At 66.2% G+C, this 15,276-nt stretch carries 14 protein-coding genes; 3 read left to right on the forward strand and 11 right to left on the reverse strand.

The features are described from left to right. Positions 1 to 99: 99 nt before the first annotated feature. The 5 genes from VGD93_RS00965 to VGD93_RS00985 form a co-directional block, all read right to left on the reverse strand. Positions 100 to 1,455, reverse strand: a complete 1,356-nt coding sequence (locus VGD93_RS00965) for an LLM class flavin-dependent oxidoreductase (RefSeq protein WP_395008288.1) — start codon at positions 1,453 to 1,455, stop codon at positions 100 to 102. A 27-nt stretch (positions 1,456 to 1,482) separates the two neighbouring features. Then, complete coding sequence (locus VGD93_RS00970) at positions 1,483 to 2,289, reverse strand: SDR family NAD(P)-dependent oxidoreductase (protein WP_395008290.1); 807 nt, start codon at positions 2,287 to 2,289, stop codon at positions 1,483 to 1,485. Positions 2,290 to 2,339: 50 nt separating this feature from the next. Then, the gene (locus VGD93_RS00975; protein WP_395008292.1) at positions 2,340 to 3,110 is read right to left on the reverse strand and encodes an SDR family NAD(P)-dependent oxidoreductase; all 771 of its coding nucleotides are present in this window, start codon (positions 3,108 to 3,110) and stop codon (positions 2,340 to 2,342) included. 90 nt (positions 3,111 to 3,200) lie between these two features. Then, entirely contained in the window at positions 3,201 to 4,070 is an 870-nt protein-coding gene (locus VGD93_RS00980; RefSeq protein WP_395008294.1) for an ABC transporter permease, read from the reverse strand. Further along, positions 4,067 to 4,837, reverse strand: coding sequence for an ABC transporter ATP-binding protein (locus VGD93_RS00985; RefSeq protein ID WP_395008296.1), 771 nt, complete (start codon positions 4,835 to 4,837; stop codon positions 4,067 to 4,069). Before VGD93_RS00985 ends, VGD93_RS00980 begins: the two co-directional genes overlap by 4 nt. A 677-nt stretch (positions 4,838 to 5,514) precedes the next feature. On the opposite strand from VGD93_RS00985, the gene VGD93_RS00990 reads away from it, so the two are divergent. From VGD93_RS00990 to VGD93_RS01000, 3 genes are all read left to right on the forward strand, one after another. Next, entirely contained in the window at positions 5,515 to 6,450 is a 936-nt protein-coding gene (locus tag VGD93_RS00990; RefSeq protein WP_395008298.1) for an isocitrate lyase/PEP mutase family protein, read from the forward strand. A gap of 95 nt (positions 6,451 to 6,545) precedes the next feature. After that, on the forward strand, positions 6,546 to 7,616 hold the full coding sequence (locus VGD93_RS00995) for an ABC transporter substrate-binding protein (protein ID WP_395008300.1): 1,071 nt from the start codon (positions 6,546 to 6,548) through the stop codon (positions 7,614 to 7,616). A 62-nt stretch (positions 7,617 to 7,678) separates the two neighbouring features. Further along, on the forward strand, positions 7,679 to 8,299 hold the full coding sequence (locus tag VGD93_RS01000) for a flavin reductase family protein (RefSeq protein ID WP_395008302.1): 621 nt from the start codon (positions 7,679 to 7,681) through the stop codon (positions 8,297 to 8,299). Between the two features lie 44 nt (positions 8,300 to 8,343). On the opposite strand, the gene leuD is transcribed toward VGD93_RS01000, so the two are convergent. From leuD to VGD93_RS01030, 6 genes are all read right to left on the reverse strand, one after another. After that, a complete protein-coding gene (leuD, locus tag VGD93_RS01005) occupies positions 8,344 to 8,973 on the reverse strand; it encodes a 3-isopropylmalate dehydratase small subunit (protein ID WP_395008304.1) in 630 nt (209 codons plus the stop codon). A gap of 3 nt (positions 8,974 to 8,976) precedes the next feature. Beyond that, a complete protein-coding gene (locus VGD93_RS01010) occupies positions 8,977 to 10,398 on the reverse strand; it encodes a 3-isopropylmalate dehydratase large subunit (protein WP_395008306.1) in 1,422 nt (473 codons plus the stop codon). 10 nt (positions 10,399 to 10,408) lie between these two features. Next, positions 10,409 to 11,029, reverse strand: a complete 621-nt coding sequence (locus tag VGD93_RS01015) for a GntR family transcriptional regulator (RefSeq protein ID WP_395008308.1) — start codon at positions 11,027 to 11,029, stop codon at positions 10,409 to 10,411. Positions 11,030 to 11,427: 398 nt separating this feature from the next. Next, complete coding sequence (locus VGD93_RS01020; RefSeq protein WP_395008310.1) at positions 11,428 to 12,876, reverse strand: NAD-dependent succinate-semialdehyde dehydrogenase; 1,449 nt, start codon at positions 12,874 to 12,876, stop codon at positions 11,428 to 11,430. A gap of 116 nt (positions 12,877 to 12,992) precedes the next feature. Then, positions 12,993 to 14,291 (reverse strand): 4-aminobutyrate--2-oxoglutarate transaminase, encoded by a 1,299-nt coding sequence (gene gabT, locus VGD93_RS01025; RefSeq protein ID WP_395008312.1) that lies wholly within the window; start codon positions 14,289 to 14,291, stop codon positions 12,993 to 12,995. Positions 14,292 to 14,371: 80 nt separating this feature from the next. After that, positions 14,372 to 14,956, reverse strand: coding sequence for a cupin domain-containing protein (locus VGD93_RS01030; RefSeq protein ID WP_395008314.1), 585 nt, complete (start codon positions 14,954 to 14,956; stop codon positions 14,372 to 14,374). Positions 14,957 to 15,276: the final 320 nt, after the last annotated feature.

A 15,276-nucleotide genomic window follows, 5' to 3' on the forward strand; every position in this document is an offset into this window, starting at 1 on the left:
CTTGCTCGCCAATCACCCATTACTGCCCCGTCGAGGCCGGGCGGCACACATCGTGCCGTGCCGGTTGATGCGGGGTCATGCAGTTCCATCTCGTACCCGTCAGAGCGCCGCGCGCTCCCGGCTGCCTGCCGCATGGTGTTGCACCCTGGGCAGGCCCATGTTGTCGCGCAGCGACGTCCCGCAATACTCGGTCCGAAACAGGCCCCTGCCTTGCAGTTCCGGCACCACGAGCCGGGTGAAATCGAGCAGGCCCTCGGGTACATAGGGGACGCGCAGCACGAAGCCGTCGGCGGCACGCCCACGCAGCCACGCCTGCATGGTGTCGGCGATCGTCGACGGGCTGCCGACCATCAGCAGGTGCCCGAAGCCGTCGGCGAAACGGATGGCGGTCTGGCGCAGGCTCAGACCGCTGCGTTCTGCCTCGGCCACGACGAGGCGCAGCCGCGACCTGTCCGTGAGTTCATAAAGGATGGCGGGCAGCGGGCCGTCGAGCGGATAGCCGGACAGGTCGGTCGCCGCCAGGTGCGAAAGATACGAGATGCCGAGTTCGACCTGGATCTTGGATTCCAGGTACTCGTATTTCTCGCGCGCCTCTCTATCCGTCCGGCCGACCACGCACATGGCCCCGAAGAGGATCGACAAGTCCTCCTCTCTGCGCCCGAACCTGCTCATCCGGCCCTTGACGTCGGCGTAGAAGGGGGCCGCCTCGGGAAGGCTGGTCTGGGCGCAGAACATCATATCTCCAACCCGGGCCGCCAGCTCGCGGCCGTATTCGGAGGCTGCCGCGACGCAGATGACCGGGTGCCCCTGCGGCGACCGGGGGACGTTGAGCGGTCCCCGCACGGAGAAGCGTTCGCTCCTGTGGTTGAGGATGTGCAGCCTGTCGGGATCAGCGAAGACGCCACTCTGCTTGTCCAGCACGAAGGCATCGTCCTCCCAGCTGTCCCATAGCCCCTTGACGATGTCCACGAACTCGGAAGCCCGATCGTACCGGTCGGGCTTGGGCGGATGCGGCCGGGAACTGAAGTTGCCGGCGGCCTGCTCGTTCGCAGTCGTCACGACGTTCCACCCGGCCCTGCCGCCACTGATGTGATCGAGCGACGCAATCGTGCGGGCCACGTTGTAGGGCTCGCTGAACGTCGTCGAAATGGTGCCGACCAGCCCGATATTGTTCGTCATCGGGGCAAGCGCGGACAGCAGGGTGGCGGGCTCTAGGTGGTAGACCTGCGGGATGGCCCTCAGCATGTCGGGCTGGAACTGGTAGGGCATCGAGGGAGAATCCGCGAGGAAGACGAAATGCATCTTCGCCTCCTCGGATATCCGTGCGATCTCGGCATACTGCGCGAAGGAATGGACCTTGCTCGTGTCGACGGACGGATGCCGCCAGCCGGCGATATGGCTGCCGGAGCCTTTCATGATGACCCCGAGCTTGAGCTGCTTGACGGACGTTTCCATTGTTCCTCCCCCGGTCTGCTGTGCCCGCTAGCGTCCGCCGGCCACGCTGATGGTCTGGCCGGTGATGTAGCCGGCCTCCTCGGAGCTGGCGAAAAGAATGGTTGCGGCCACTTCCCACGGCCGCCCCAGGCGGCGCAGCGGCGTCATCCGGACGGGGCCGTATTCGAGGTCTGCCATCTTGGCGAAGGTGCCCTTTAGGCGCTCGGTCTCGATCGGGCCCGGCGCGACGGCGTTGACGGTGATGCCGGACTGCGCAAGTTCCAGGGCCAGGTGGCGAACGAAGCCCTCCACCCCGGACTTCGACGCCGCATACGCGGCGGCGCCCTTGTAGTAGGCGGTCCAGGGCGTCCCCTGGCTGGCGCCCGACGAAACGCACACGATCCGGCCATAGCCGCGTGCCAGCATGTGCGGGATCACGGCGCGGCTGCACAGAAAGCAGGACTGCAGGTTGCGCCTGAGCACCTTGTTCCAGTCCTCAAGGGAGAATTCCCAGGTATGGCCGGCGATGGCCCCGCCGACATTATTGACGAGGATGTCCGGCGCCCCGAACGTGGCGCGGGTCCGCTCGGCGATCTCCGCGGCCACCTCCTCTTCCGTGACATCGCCGGTGACGATCGCCACCCGGCCGCCGGCCGCCTCGATCTCCCGCGCCGTATGCTGCAGGCCCTCGCCGTCGATGTCCGCCAGCATGACGGCTGCTCCGCGGGCGGCAAGCCCGACGGCCGTCGCCTGTCCGATGCCGGCGGCAGCGCCGCTGACGATCGCGACCCTGCCCCTGAAGGACAACAGTTCGCGGCTGGCTAAAAGATAGTCGGCAATAGCGGCGGTCGACATCTGCAACGGTCTCTGAGGAACAACGACAGGAGGGTGGCGGCGGGGGCGGGCTAGCCCATGTAGCGCCCCCCGTTGATGTCGGTGACCGTGCCGGTGATGTAGCTGGCTTCGTCCGAGGCGAGGAAAAGGATGGAGGAGGCGACCTCTTCGGCCGTTCCCGGCCGTTTCATCGGAATCTTGTGCAGCGACGCCGCCTGCTCCGGCGTGTTCTGCTCAAAACGCGTCCTGACGCGGTCCGTGAAGATCGTGCCGGGGGCGACGGCGTTGACGGTAATGCCGTTCTCCGCTTCCTCGTGGGCCAGTTTCCGCGTGAGCCCCAGCAGGCCGGCCTTGGCGGTGGCGTAGACGAGGCTGAGATTGGGACTTGGCGCCCGCCCTGCCCCCGATGACAGGTTCACCACCCGCCCGAAGCGCCGGGCGCGCATGGACGGCAGCACGAGTTGCGTCACCAGGAAGACCGAGGTCAGGTTGACGGCGATGAGTTCGTCCCATTCGGAGCGATCAACGCGTTCGATCGGTTTGCTCGGCGCGCCGTAACCGGCATTGTTGACGAGGATGTCGGCCGGCCCGAACCGGCCGGTTCCGTGCTCCAGCGCCGTCATGATCTGCTCGCGGCTGGTGACGTCGGCCTGGCAATAGACGAGGCGCTGCTCGGCGCTGCTCTCACGGCGGAGTGCCTGCACGGGCTGGCTTTCCTCACCCGCCTTGTCGAGGACGATCACGCTCGCGCCCTCGTGCAGAAGGCGCAGGACGGTTGCCCGCCCGATGCCGTTGGCGCCGCCCGTCACGACGGCCGTCCTGTCCTTGAAACGCTGCTCCATGGCGTGTGGAATCCCTGAGGCTGATGTTGTTGCCGCCCCGCGCGCCGGACGCGCGCGCGGCTGTCGGGTGTCTTGCGAGGGTCTGCGCCCTCACGCCTCCTCGGTGGCGAGGTCCTGGCGCTCGCGCTGCGCCCAGAAGCAGAACTTGTGCTCCAGGTAGCGCATGCCCAGCGACACGCTCACGCCGACGGCAGCGAGGATGATGAGCAAGGCATAGGCGGCGGGGATGTTCAGTTCCTGATTGTACAACAGGATCAGCAGGCCGATGCCGGCTTGCGCACCCACGAACTCGCCGACGATGGCGCCGAGAAAGGCAAGGACGACGGCGATGTTGAGGCCGGCGAAGATGAATGGAAGCGCGCTGGGCAGTCGGATCTTGAACAGGATCTGCCAGGCATTGGCCTTGACCGAGCGGGCCAGGTCGATGCGGTCGGGATCGACGCTGCGATAGCCCGCCATGGTGTTCACCAGCACCGGGAAGAACGTGATCACGGCGGTGATGAACACTTTCGGTTCGATGCCAAAACCGAACCACACGACTAGGAGCGGGGCGATCGCGATCTTGGGCAGCGATTTGAACGCAACGATATACGGGTAGAAGATGCGCTCGAGGATGACGAAGTGCGAGATCAGGAAACCCAGAAACACGCCCAGCGAGCACCCGACGACAAAGCCGAGAAACGCTTCGGTGGCGGTGATGCCCAGGTGGTACCAGTAGCCGCCGGGGTCGAAGGGCGAGCGTGACAGGCCCTGGACGAGGGCCGTGATGACCTCTGCGGGCGGGGGCAGGATATAGCGCGGGATCGACAAATATTGCGCGGCCGCCCACCAGGAGGCGAGCAGGCACACCAGCAGCAGGACCGACAGGATCGGTGCCAGGTTGTGCGCCACGGCCCTGCCGAACCACGCGGCCTGCTTCTGGATCGGTGCCGAACCGGCCATGGCACGCGAGTCGGTCATGACAAATCTCCATGCGCATTGAGCAGGCCACGGATATGCGTGGCATAGGTTCCGAACTGGGGGCTGTTGATGATCTCGAGCCCCCGGGGGCGGGGGAGGTCGATCGGTATGATCTCGGCCAGCGTCCCCGGCCGCGGCGTCATCACCAGCACGCGGTCGGCCAGGAATACGGCCTCGGTGATGGAATGCGTGACGAAGAGCACGGTCTTCTGCGTCGCCCTCCAGATGCGCAGGATTTCTAAGTTCATGGCCTCCCGCGTCATCGCGTCGAGGGCCCCGAAGGGCTCGTCCATCATGAGGATCGACGGTTCGTGCACCAGGGCCCGCACGATCGCGGCACGCTGCTGCATGCCGCCCGACAATTCGTGCGGATAGCGGTCCTCGAAACCCTCGAGCTGGACCATGGAGAGCAGTTCGAGGGCCTTGCTGCGCGCCTGCCGCTTGTCCGTCCCGAACACTTCACTGGGAAACAGGACGTTCTCGAGGATCGTGCGCCACGGGAGCAGCACCGGACTCTGGAAGACGAAGCCGACTTCCGATCCGGACCGGTCGCGGGAGGGCGACGGTCCGGCAATCCCGAAGGTGCCCCCATCCGCCTTGATCAGGCCGGCCAGGATCTTGAGCAGCGTCGATTTTCCGCACCCGCTCGGCCCGACGATCGAGATGAACTCGCTCGGCGCGATCGAGAAGGTCACGTCCTTGAGCGCATGCACGCGCCGACGGTCGCGCGTATGATAAACCTTCTCCAGATGCGAGACGGTGATCATCGGACCGTCCTGCCCGGGCGTCCCGGGCCGTCTGACGGCCTGCCCGGCGAGCATTGGCGCCGCCATCATCTGATCGCTCCCACGCAGCGGCCCGAGCGGCTGCGCACCGCCCCTCGATCCGCCACTTCCGCTGCATCTGGTACGTGTAGTGTCGACATTTCCGATGGTCTCTGTGTTGCGTTCACGGGTGGACCGCAGCTCCTGGGCCACATTTGCAGTCTGTGTGTCAACACAATGTCGAATATTTCGCCAGTGTCAACTCAAAAACGGCGTGTTTTCGACCGATGTGTCGGCATTTTGCCCACACCCTGCAGCCGGGTCGCGGCCTACCGCACGGCAACACCGGTCGCGGCCCGTTGGCGGCGAGCCCCGCGATGCCGCAGTCGGGCAGCGGCAGTGCCGCCGGTCGGATCCTCTTCCGAGTGCACCCCGCGGGGCCTCTGGCGCTCGCCGCCGCGCGCACCGAGTGCTGCACGATCCCCTGCTGTCCGCTGGTGTGGCGTACCGAAGCCGGGGCGGGGCGGGCACGCGAGCGGCGGCCGCATCGGCGAGGTGCGCCTCAGGTCGCCGGCCACTCATGTGCAAGTGTTGACAAAAAGTGTTGACAGATCGGATTTCTGCGGAAAATATCGGCCATAACGAGATTTTTTGCGCCCCGCTGTAGACAGTTGAGACTCATGAACAAGCCAAAGACCGCCCTTCTGCGCGACCTGCTGCGCAGCTCCCGCCTGCTTGTGAAGCCGGGAGCCTATGACGCGCTCAGCGCCCAGATCATCGAACGCGCCGGCTTCGAGGTCCTCGGCTTGTCGGGATACGCCATCTCGGTCTCACTGCTCGGCAAGCCCGACGTGGGCCTCGTCACGATGACGGAGATCGTCGACGTGTGCCGCCGGGTCAGCGCCGCCGTTGGCATTCCCGTCATTGCCGATGCCGACACCGGCTACGGCAATGCCATCAACGTCATGCGAACGACGGAGGAGTTCATCCGCGCCGGTGCCGCCGCCATCCATATCGAAGACCAGGTCTCTCCCAAGCGCTGCGGGCACGTTGCGGGAAAGCAGGTCGTCGGGATCGAGGAAGCCGTCGGCAAGTTCCGTGCCGCGGCGCGGGTGCGCGACGAGCTCGATCCGAATTTCGTCATCATCGCCCGCACCGACGCGCGCGGCGTGCAGGGCGGGACGCTCGCGGACGTGATCGCCCGCGCCAACGCCTATGCCGATGCCGGTGCGGATATGATCTTCCCGGAGGGACTGACCTCCATCGAGGAGGTGCGGCGGGTCTGCGCCGAGGTCAGCGTGCCGGTGCACTACAACAGGACAGGTGTATCTCCCCTGCTCGACCGCGAGGAGTTGCAGGCCTGCGGCGTCAAGATGGTCAGCAATGCCACCGGCAGCCTGCGCGCCGCGGCCCGGGCGATGTTCGATTATATGGCGGCCTTCAAGGCGGGCGACGCGGAGTTCCTGAAGGCGTTCTTCTCCGGCATCGCCGACCACCCGGTCGGGGACATGCACGAATTCGTCGGCTTCAAGGAAATCATGGCGCTCGAGGCCGAATACCTGCCGGCCGAAGACGCTCAGAAATACAACGGATCGATCGGCTATTCACCGCTCTGACAGGTAGAGCGGCGAATAGCCGATGGCGCGCAGCGCGCCCGCACACACGACTTCGAGAGAGGGGTCCAAGGACTCGATTGGAAAGGGAGCATCGAATGAGACTCAATAGACGTGCCTTTGTTGCAGGCGCCCTTGCGGCGCCACTGATGAGCAGGATGGCGTTTGCGCAGGACGGCAAGGCGCCCCTGGCGCTCGAGCTCGTCCAGAACCACCCATCCTACCAGCCGAGCGAGTCCGTGTTCCTGTGGGGTGTGCCCCGGCAACTCGGCTGGTTCGAGGAGGAAGGGGTGGATCTCGGCCTGCAGGCCGTCAACGGCTCGACGCCCGCGCTGCAGGCGGTCATCAGCAACAGCGCCGCGCTGGCCGCAATCTCCACCGACATCCTGATGAAGGCGCGCGAACAGGGCGGCAAGGTGCGCTCCATGTTCATCCACAAGACGCGCAGCGGCTGGATGCTGGGCGTGCCCCCGGGTTCGCCCCTCAAGAGCCTGTCCGAGTTCAAGGGCAAGCGCGTCGGTGTCAGCGGCCTCGGCTCGGGAGCTGTCAACGTGCTGCGACTCTCCTTTGCCGAAGCGGGGCTTCAGGAAACCGACTACTCCATCATCCCCATCGGCCAGGGCGCAGCGGCAGTTGCGGCGCTGGAATCGAACAACATCGACGCCCTCGGCTTCTGGGAAAGCGCTTTCGCGCAGTTGGAGAATGCGGGCAGCCAGTTCGATTACATTCCCCTGCCGGTGCGGTCGCGCCTCGCCGGCCTGCCGATCTGCGTGACCGAGGAGTACCTCGACAAGAACCGGGAACGGCTGATCGGCCTGATGCGCTGCTGGGCGAAGGCGATCGTATTCACCAAGGCCAATCCGGACGCGGCATTGCGGCTGTTCGTCGAAGCGGCCCCCAGCGCCCGCCCGGCCAATATTCCCATGGACCAATGGATGGTGGAGTCGAAGCGCACGCTGCTGGCCTTCATGGAGAATGTCGCCCACGAAGCGGACAAGCCACTGGGCTGGCACAATCCCGAGCAATGGCGTTCGACCTATGAGTTCTACGTGGCCTCCGGCACGCTCGAGGGAACCGTCGCGCCGGAGGACTGCTACACGAACGAATTCATAAGCGAAGCCAACAACTTCGACATCAAGGCCATCCAGGACCTGGCTGCCAGGACGTAAGTGCCCGCGCCGTGGCCGGCCGCCCCGCGCTGGCCGGCCACGACGCACGCCAGGAACCTCCCATGAAGATTGTCGCCTCCGCGCTCGACCGGGACCGGGCCTACAAGCTCCTCACGGGCGTCATCGTGCCTAGGCCGATCGCCTGGGTGACCACACTTTCACTACAGGGCGTGGTCAACCTGGCGCCGTTCAGCGCCTTCACCCTGGTGTCGTCCGAACCGCCGATGGTCGGCATGAGCATCAGCCGGAAGAACGGGGTGCTTAAGGACACCGCGCGCAACATCCGGCAGCGGCGCGAGTTCGTGGTCAATATCGTCGACGATACCATGGCCGACAAGGTGCACATGAGCGGCACCGAGTTCGCTCCCGAAACCAGCGAGGTGGACGTCCTTGGGCTCGACCTCCTCGACGGCGAGCATGTTGGCGTGCCACGCCTGGCGGCGGCCCAAGCCAGCCTCGAATGCCGCTTCTCGACCTGCGTGAACTTCGGCCGCGGCGACAGTGAATTCACCGTCGGCGAAGTGCTCGCCTTCCATGTTCGTGACGAACTTTACTGCGACGGCAAGATCGACACCGCCAGGTTGCGCCCGCTCTGCCGGATTGCGGGGCCGTCATACGCCGCGATGGGGGCGGTCACGACCCTGGCCCCGACCTACCGTTCCCCCCACCGCCCGGCTTCCTGAGGTCGACGCCGAAACGACCGAACGATCGCCAAGACCGGCGAAGTCTAGGCGCGAACCCGGGCGACCTCGTATGCCCACGGCCGCACCTGCCGGTCGCGTTCCCGGAAGCGCGCAATCTGCTCCATGCGGCTGAGCGTCAGGTCGATCTGGTCCAGGCCCTTGAGCAGCATCTCGCGCAGCGTCGCGGGGACGTCGAACGACCAGGTCCGATCCGCCGCCGACACACGCCCGGCGTCGAGGTCGACCGAGACCTGCCGGCTCCCATTGCTCGCCATTACCAGTGAGGCGATGGCTTCCACGTCCTCGATCGCCAATTCGACGGGCAGCAGGCCATTGCGGAAACAGTTGTTGTAGAAGATGCCCCCGAAGCTGGGGGCGATGACGGCGCGGAACCCCCAGGCCCGCAGCGCCATGGGTGCGGCCTCGCGCGAGGATCCGCAGCCGAAATTGCGATCCGCCAAAAGGATCTGCGCCCGGTTCCAGGGCGCGATATTCAGGATGAACTCCGGATTGGGCTCCCGCTCCCCGATATAGCGCCACGAGGCGAACAGGCTGGCGGCATAACCCTCGCTGCGGACGCGGACGAGTTCCTTGCCCGGCACGATCTGGTCGGTATCGATATTGATCCGCATGAGCGGCGCCGCGATCGCCGTAATGCGCGTGAAACTTTCCATCGTCTAACCCACAAGCTGGCGCACATCGGCAATCGCGCCCGCGATTGCCGACGCAGCAACCGTGGCCGGGCTTGCCAGGTGGGTGCGCGTCCCCGGCCCCTGCCGGCCTTCGAAATTGCGATTGGTCGTGCTGATGACGCGCTTGCCGCCCACCCGGTCGGCCGCTCCGCTCGAGCACATGGCGCAGGCCGCCTGGTGCCACTCGAACCCCGCTTCGAGAAACACCGTGTGCAGTCCCTCGGCCTCCGCCGCGGCGCGCACGCTCTCCGAACCCGGCACGCACACCGCCTGTATCCCGTCGGCAACCTTCCTGCCGCGCAGGACGTCTGCCGCAGCTCTCAGGTCGGAGAGCCGGGCATTGGTGCACGAGCCGATATAGGCGAAGTCGATCGGCACGCCCGCAATTGGCCGCCCGGCCTGCAGTTGGATGTAGTCCAGCGCGCGCTGGCTCATGTCGCGCGCCCCCGCATCGCCGATCTCCTCAGGGAGCGGGATTCGCCCGCCGATGCCGACGACCTGCTGCGGGCTCGTGCCCCAGGTCACCTGCGGCTCGATCTGCGAGCAATTGATGGTGACCTCGCGATCGAAGGCGGCGTCCGGATCCGTCGACAGTGACCGCCAGTGAGCGACGGCACGTTCCCAGGCCTCGCCCTCAGGGGCATAGGGACGCCCCCGCAGGTAGGCAAGCGTCACGTCGTCGGGTGGCACGAAGCCGTATTTCGCCTGAAACTCCACCGCCATGTTGCAGATGGTCATCCGCCCTTCCACAGGCATGCTGCGGATAACGGGGCCGGCGAACTCCACGGCATAGCCGATCCCGCCATTGGCGCCGATCACGCCGATGAGAAAGAGGATGATATCCTTGGCGTAAACCCCCGTCTGCAGTTCGCCCTCGAGGTTGACGCGCATCGTCTTGGGCCGCACCTGCGGCAGCGTCTGCGTTGCCAGTACATGCTCACATTCGCTGGCCCCGATGCCCCAGGCCAGGGCACCGACGCCGCCGACCGTACAGGTATGGCTGTCCCCGCACACCAGCGTTACCCCGGGCAGCGCAATGCCGAGCTCGGGGGAAACCACATGGACGATGCCCTGCAGTGCGTCGTTGGAATCGAAAAACGTGATGCCGTAGTCCCGGCTCAGCCGGCGCATGTCGCGGATGAGTTCGCCCCCGCCCCGGGAGCCCGTTTCATCCGGGCCACGTCCCGGCCGGCTGGAAACCAGGTGGTCGATGACCGCGAACACCTGCGCGTTGCTGTCGGGCCTCCGGCCCGACGCCTCCAGCTTTCTGATGGCAGCGCTGCCGCTCAGGTCGTGCAGGAACAGCCTGTCGATCTGCAACAGATCGGTATCGTCGCCGAGCCCGACGATGGCATGCTGCTCCCAGACCTTCTCGAAGAAGGTCTTCGGACCTGATAGCGAAGTCACGGTCGCGTCCTCAGGCGGTTTCGGGTTTCTCGAGCGCGGCCAGGTTCCTGATGCTCGTCAGCCGCAGGCGGTTGATGTGCCGCCGCATCAGCATTTCAGCACACTCCCCGTCGCGGTTCTCGATCGCGTCCAGGATGCGTCGATGCTCGTTCCAGGTGAGGTCCGTCCCGTGGCAAAGCCAGCTGGACGTCTGCCGCCACAACTTGAGGAGGCGGTAGAAGTCCTCGTTGAGGATCCGGCCGATCTGCGCGTTCCGGCTGCCCCGCACGATGCACAGGTGGAAATTTCGCGACCAGCTGTTCGACTTCTGGCTTTCGATTTCCTCTTCGTAGATCGACCTGAGTTCGGCGAGTTCGGTCTCGGTCATCCTCTCCGCAGCGAGCCCAGCGGCCATGCCCTCGAGCGCCTCGCGCAACTCGAAGGCCTGCAGGATCTCCTCGGGCGAATGCTCGATGACACGCGCCCCCGCATTGGGCGTGCAGCGCACCAGCTGCCGCTCTTCGAGCCGGCCGATGGCCTCGCGCAGTGGTCCCCGGCTCACGCCGAAGTCCCTTGCCAGTTCGGGCTCGTTCAGCTTTGCGCCGGGCCGAAGCGATCCCGAAACGATGCGCTCCACGATGCCGTCGAACACTCGGTGCGACTCGCGGCCCTCGCGACGCAGCTGCCGTTTGCCGCTTCTGTCTACTGTTTCCGCAAGCTTGCGGGCCTCAACTACCACCATTTCAGCAATCCTTTCGGCGTGATCGTAGCCCGGATCGCTAATGTGTCAACACTTTTCGTCGTTTCGCCGACTCCCGGACATACCTCCGGAGGAGGTTTTTCGGCCGCCCGGCGGGGCCGCACCACAGGTTCGGTACCTCCGTAGAGCAGCGGCAGCCACGCATGCGTGATGTCGCACCGAGAGCGCATCGCAGAGGTGAGTGGGTGGACGGACGGCAGTGGGCCGGCCCGCTTTCGCGGGCGGCCGGTGGTACCGCGTTCGCAGCGCGCCTCGAAGCGGGCGCGCAGCGGCAGGGTCGGGCAGCGGCGTCAGGCCGCGGTCGAGACGAACTTGGTGATCAGGTAAGGTTCGATCGCGTCGGATCCACCCTCCGAACCGTAGCCCGAGTCCTTGATGCCGCCGAAGGGAACCTCGGGAAGTGCGAGGCTGTTCTGGTTGATGGTCGTCATGCCTGCCTCGATACGCATGCCGAGCGCATGGGCGGTGGCGGCCGAACCGGTGAAGGCGTAGGACGCCAGGCCGAAGGGCAGCCGGTTGGCCTCCGCGATCGCCTCGTCCAGCGTCGAGAAGCGGTTGACGATGGCGAGCGGCCCGAACGGCTCCTCGTTCATCAGGCGCGCCTCGGTGGGCACGTTGGCGAGTACCGTCGGCTCGAAGAAGTTCCCCGTGTTGCCGACGCGGCGACCGCCCGTCTGCAGCGTGGCACCGCGCTCCACCGCATCCTGGATGAGCGCTTCGAGGGCCGGGATGCGGCGGTCATTGGCGAGCGGGCCCATCCGGGTCGCCGCGTCGAGGCCGTTGCCGACCTTGATGGATTTTGCCGCCTGCGTGAAGGCCGCGAGGAACGAAGGGAAGGCACCGTCCTGCACCAGGAAACGGGTGGGGGAGATGCACACCTGGCCGGCATTGCGGAACTTTGAAGCGGCCAGCAGGCTCACCGCCTTGTCGAGGTCGGCGTCGTCGAAGACGATGGCCGGCGCATGGCCGCCGAGTTCCATGGTGGCGCGCTTCATGTGCTGCCCGGCCAGCGCGGCCAGATGCTTGCCGACCGGGGTCGAGCCGGTGAAGGAGATCTTGCGGATCACCGGGTGCGGGATGAGGTATTCCGAGATTTCCGCCGGCACGCCATAGACGAGGTTGGCGACGCCCGCGGGCAGGCCGGCATCGACGAAGGCGCGGACCAGTTCGGCGGGGGAGGCCGGCGTCTCTTCAGGCGCCTTGACGATAATCGAGCAGCCGGCGGCAAGCGCCGCCGAAAGCTTGCGCACCACCTGGTTGATGGGAAAATTCCAGGGCGTGAAGGCGGCCACCGGACCGACCGGCAGCTTCACGGCCATCTGCATGACCCCGGGGGTGCGGGCCGGGATGATCTGGCCATAGGTGCGCCGCGCCTCTTCGGCGAACCAGTCGATGATGTCGGACGCGGCCAGCACCTCTGCCCTGGCCTCGGCAAGCGGCTTGCCCTGCTCGCGTGTCATGATCCAGGCAATGCGATCGGCGCGCACGCGCAGCAGCTCGGCCGCCTTGCGCATGAGTTTCGAACGCTCGAAGGCGGACGTCGCGCTCCAGATTCCGAAACCGCGATCGACGGCGGCGAGCGCGGCGTCGAGGTCGGCGCGCGTCGCATGCGCGACCTTGCCGATGGTCTCGCCGGTTGCCGGGTCGATGACGGGAATGCTCATGCCGTCGGCGCCCGGGCGCCACGTGCCGTCGATCAGGAGTTGCGTGTCGGGATAGACGAAGGCTGCGTCGGTCATGTCATCCGTTCCGTTGTCAGGGGCCGGCGCCCCGGTGGGCGCCGTCTTGGGCGGGCGCCGCCTCAGGCGGCGGCAAGGGTGGGGACTGGGAGGCGCGAGGGACCGGGGCGGGAGCGCTAATGCACCTCGATTGCCGAGAACGCCGCCCCGATCGCCTGTTCGAGCACGTCCAGCCCTTCGGCCAGAGTGTCGTCGCCGATCGTCAGCGGCGACAAGATGCGGATCACATTGGCGCGCGTCCCGCAGGACAGCAGGATGAGGCCCCGCTTTTCGGCCTCGCTGACCACGCGGGCGGCGAGATCGGGGGCGGCACGCCTCGACTCCCTATCCTCGACAAGCTCGAACGCGACCATGGCACCGAGCGCGCGCACGTCGCCGATGCGCTCCAAGCCCTGGCGCTGGGCGATGGCGCGAAGCGTCGAGGCGATACGCTCGCCGATCACGCGCGCACGCGCGCAGAGGTCTTCCTCTTCGATGACGTCGAGCACCGCATTCGCCGCCGCAACCGCAAGCGGATTGCCGGCATAGGTTCCGCCGAGGCCGCCCGGATGGGCCGCCGCCATGATCTCGGCCTTGCCGACGACGGCCGAGAGCGGGAAGCCGCCGGCCAGTCCCTTGGCCATGGTCACGAGGTCGGCGGTCACGCCGGAATGCTCGATTCCGAACATCCTGCCGGTACGCGCCATTCCGGCCTGCACTTCGTCGACGATAAGCAGAATACCGTTCTCGTCGGCGATCTCGCGCAAGCGACGGAGGAAGGACGTTGGCGCGATATTGAAGCCGCCCTCGCCCTGCACGGGCTCGACGATGAACGCGGCGACGCGGTCCGGCTCCACGTCGGAAACGAAAAGGCGCTCCAGGGAGGCGATGGCGTCCTCGGTGGTGACGCCCAGATAGGCATTGGGAAAGGCGGCATGGTAGATCTCGGCGGGGAACGGGCCGAAATTCTTCTTGTAGGGCGACACCTTGCCGGTCAGCGCCATGCCCAGCATGGTGCGCCCGTGAAAGCCGCCGCTGAAGGCGACGACACCCGAGCGCCCGGTATGGGCGCGGGCGATCTTGACCGCATTCTCCACCGCCTCGGCGCCGGTCGTAACGAGCATCGTCCGGTTTTCGGCCCCGGTCGGCGCGATGGCGTTCAGCCGCTCGGCGAGGCGCACGTAGCCCTCATAGGGCGCCACATGGAAGCAGGTATGGGTAAAGCGCTGCGCCTGCTCCTGCACCGCCTGCATCACCCTGGGGTGGCGGTGCCCGGTATTGTTGACGGCGATACCGGCGGCAAAATCGATGTAGCGCTTGCCGTCCACGTCCCACAGTTCGGCATTATCGGCGCGCTCCGCGTAGATGCCGCGCGTGGCGACGCCGGGGGCAACGGCAGCCTTCTGGCGGGCCTGCAACTGTGCTGAACTGGTCATCCGTCTGCCTTTCCTGAAGCAATACGGACCTCATAGCACTGCTCATTATTTTGAGCAAGGCGCGGACAAAATCCTGAGCATCACAGATAGGGCGGCGTGCAGGCCGATATGACCACCGTGCGGGCCTCGGAAACGTTGCGGAAGCGATGCGGGATGCGGCTGTCGAAGAGATAGGCCTCGCCCGCCTTCAACAGGCGCACCTCGCTGCCGACGGTGAGCTCGAGTACGCCCTCGACGACATAGCCACCCTCGTTCGAGGCATGCTGGAGGAAAGTCTCGCCGGTATCCGCGTTCGGCTCGTAGACTTCATGCAGGATCTGGAGGTTGTGGCTGCGGGCGTCCCCGACCTGTCGGAAACTCATGTTCCCTTCGCCGAAACCTATTGAATGTGCAGCAACTCTCGATGTCAGATCGATGAGCTCGTGGGCCTGGAAGAACGGCCCCGGGGGCAGCTTTCGCTCCGGCTCGAAGAAGTCGGCCATGTCGACACCCAGGCCCGCGAGGATCTTTCGCAGGGTCGAGATCGACGGGCTGATCTTGTTCTTCTCGACATTCGAGATCTGCGCATGGGGAACGGCCGCACGTTGCGCGAGCTGGCGCTGCGACAGCCGCGCGGCCGTGCGGATGGCCTTCAGCCGGGCGCCGATATCGAACTGCGTTTCCATATCTCGTCCAAGACCTGTCTGCCCAAAATGCCCAGCCAACCTGACCGGTTGCCATCGCCGAGCGGCCAATATGTAAACCGAATTTCGGGGGTAGCCAAGGAATCTCCGCGGCATGGCCCGATCCATGCGGGTGTGCATAGCGAAGCCTTCCTGGCTTGCGATGCTGAAAGTTCCGCCCTGCCCTGCCGGCACATGCTACTGGAATCCGCCCTTCCGTTGGGCGATGATCGCGGCGTCAGCCGGCGGCTGCGCCAACGCAGCGGCCGGCGCTGGACGCCGGCCGCGGCGCCGCACTCCCCCGTCCGGGTCTGTCGGCGCGA

Source organism: Devosia sp. (assembly GCF_036406155.1).
Classification (GTDB): Bacteria; Pseudomonadota; Alphaproteobacteria; order Rhizobiales; family Devosiaceae; genus Devosia_A.

Coding starts and splice junctions, on each gene's coding strand:
- VGD93_RS00965 (WP_395008288.1), bottom strand. CDS start 1,455: ATGGAAACGTCCGTCAAGCAGCTCAAGCTCGGGGTCATCATGAAAGGC.
- VGD93_RS00970 (WP_395008290.1), bottom strand. CDS start 2,289: ATGTCGACCGCCGCTATTGCCGACTATCTTTTAGCCAGCCGCGAACTG.
- VGD93_RS00975 (WP_395008292.1), bottom strand. CDS start 3,110: ATGGAGCAGCGTTTCAAGGACAGGACGGCCGTCGTGACGGGCGGCGCC.
- VGD93_RS00980 (WP_395008294.1), bottom strand. CDS start 4,070: ATGACCGACTCGCGTGCCATGGCCGGTTCGGCACCGATCCAGAAGCAG.
- VGD93_RS00985 (WP_395008296.1), bottom strand. CDS start 4,837: ATGATCACCGTCTCGCATCTGGAGAAGGTTTATCATACGCGCGACCGT.
- VGD93_RS00990 (WP_395008298.1), top strand. CDS start 5,515: ATGAACAAGCCAAAGACCGCCCTTCTGCGCGACCTGCTGCGCAGCTCC.
- VGD93_RS00995 (WP_395008300.1), top strand. CDS start 6,546: ATGAGACTCAATAGACGTGCCTTTGTTGCAGGCGCCCTTGCGGCGCCA.
- VGD93_RS01000 (WP_395008302.1), top strand. CDS start 7,679: ATGAAGATTGTCGCCTCCGCGCTCGACCGGGACCGGGCCTACAAGCTC.
- leuD (WP_395008304.1), bottom strand. CDS start 8,973: ATGGAAAGTTTCACGCGCATTACGGCGATCGCGGCGCCGCTCATGCGG.
- VGD93_RS01020 (WP_395008310.1), bottom strand. CDS start 12,876: ATGACCGACGCAGCCTTCGTCTATCCCGACACGCAACTCCTGATCGAC.
- gabT (WP_395008312.1), bottom strand. CDS start 14,291: ATGACCAGTTCAGCACAGTTGCAGGCCCGCCAGAAGGCTGCCGTTGCC.
- VGD93_RS01030 (WP_395008314.1), bottom strand. CDS start 14,956: ATGGAAACGCAGTTCGATATCGGCGCCCGGCTGAAGGCCATCCGCACG.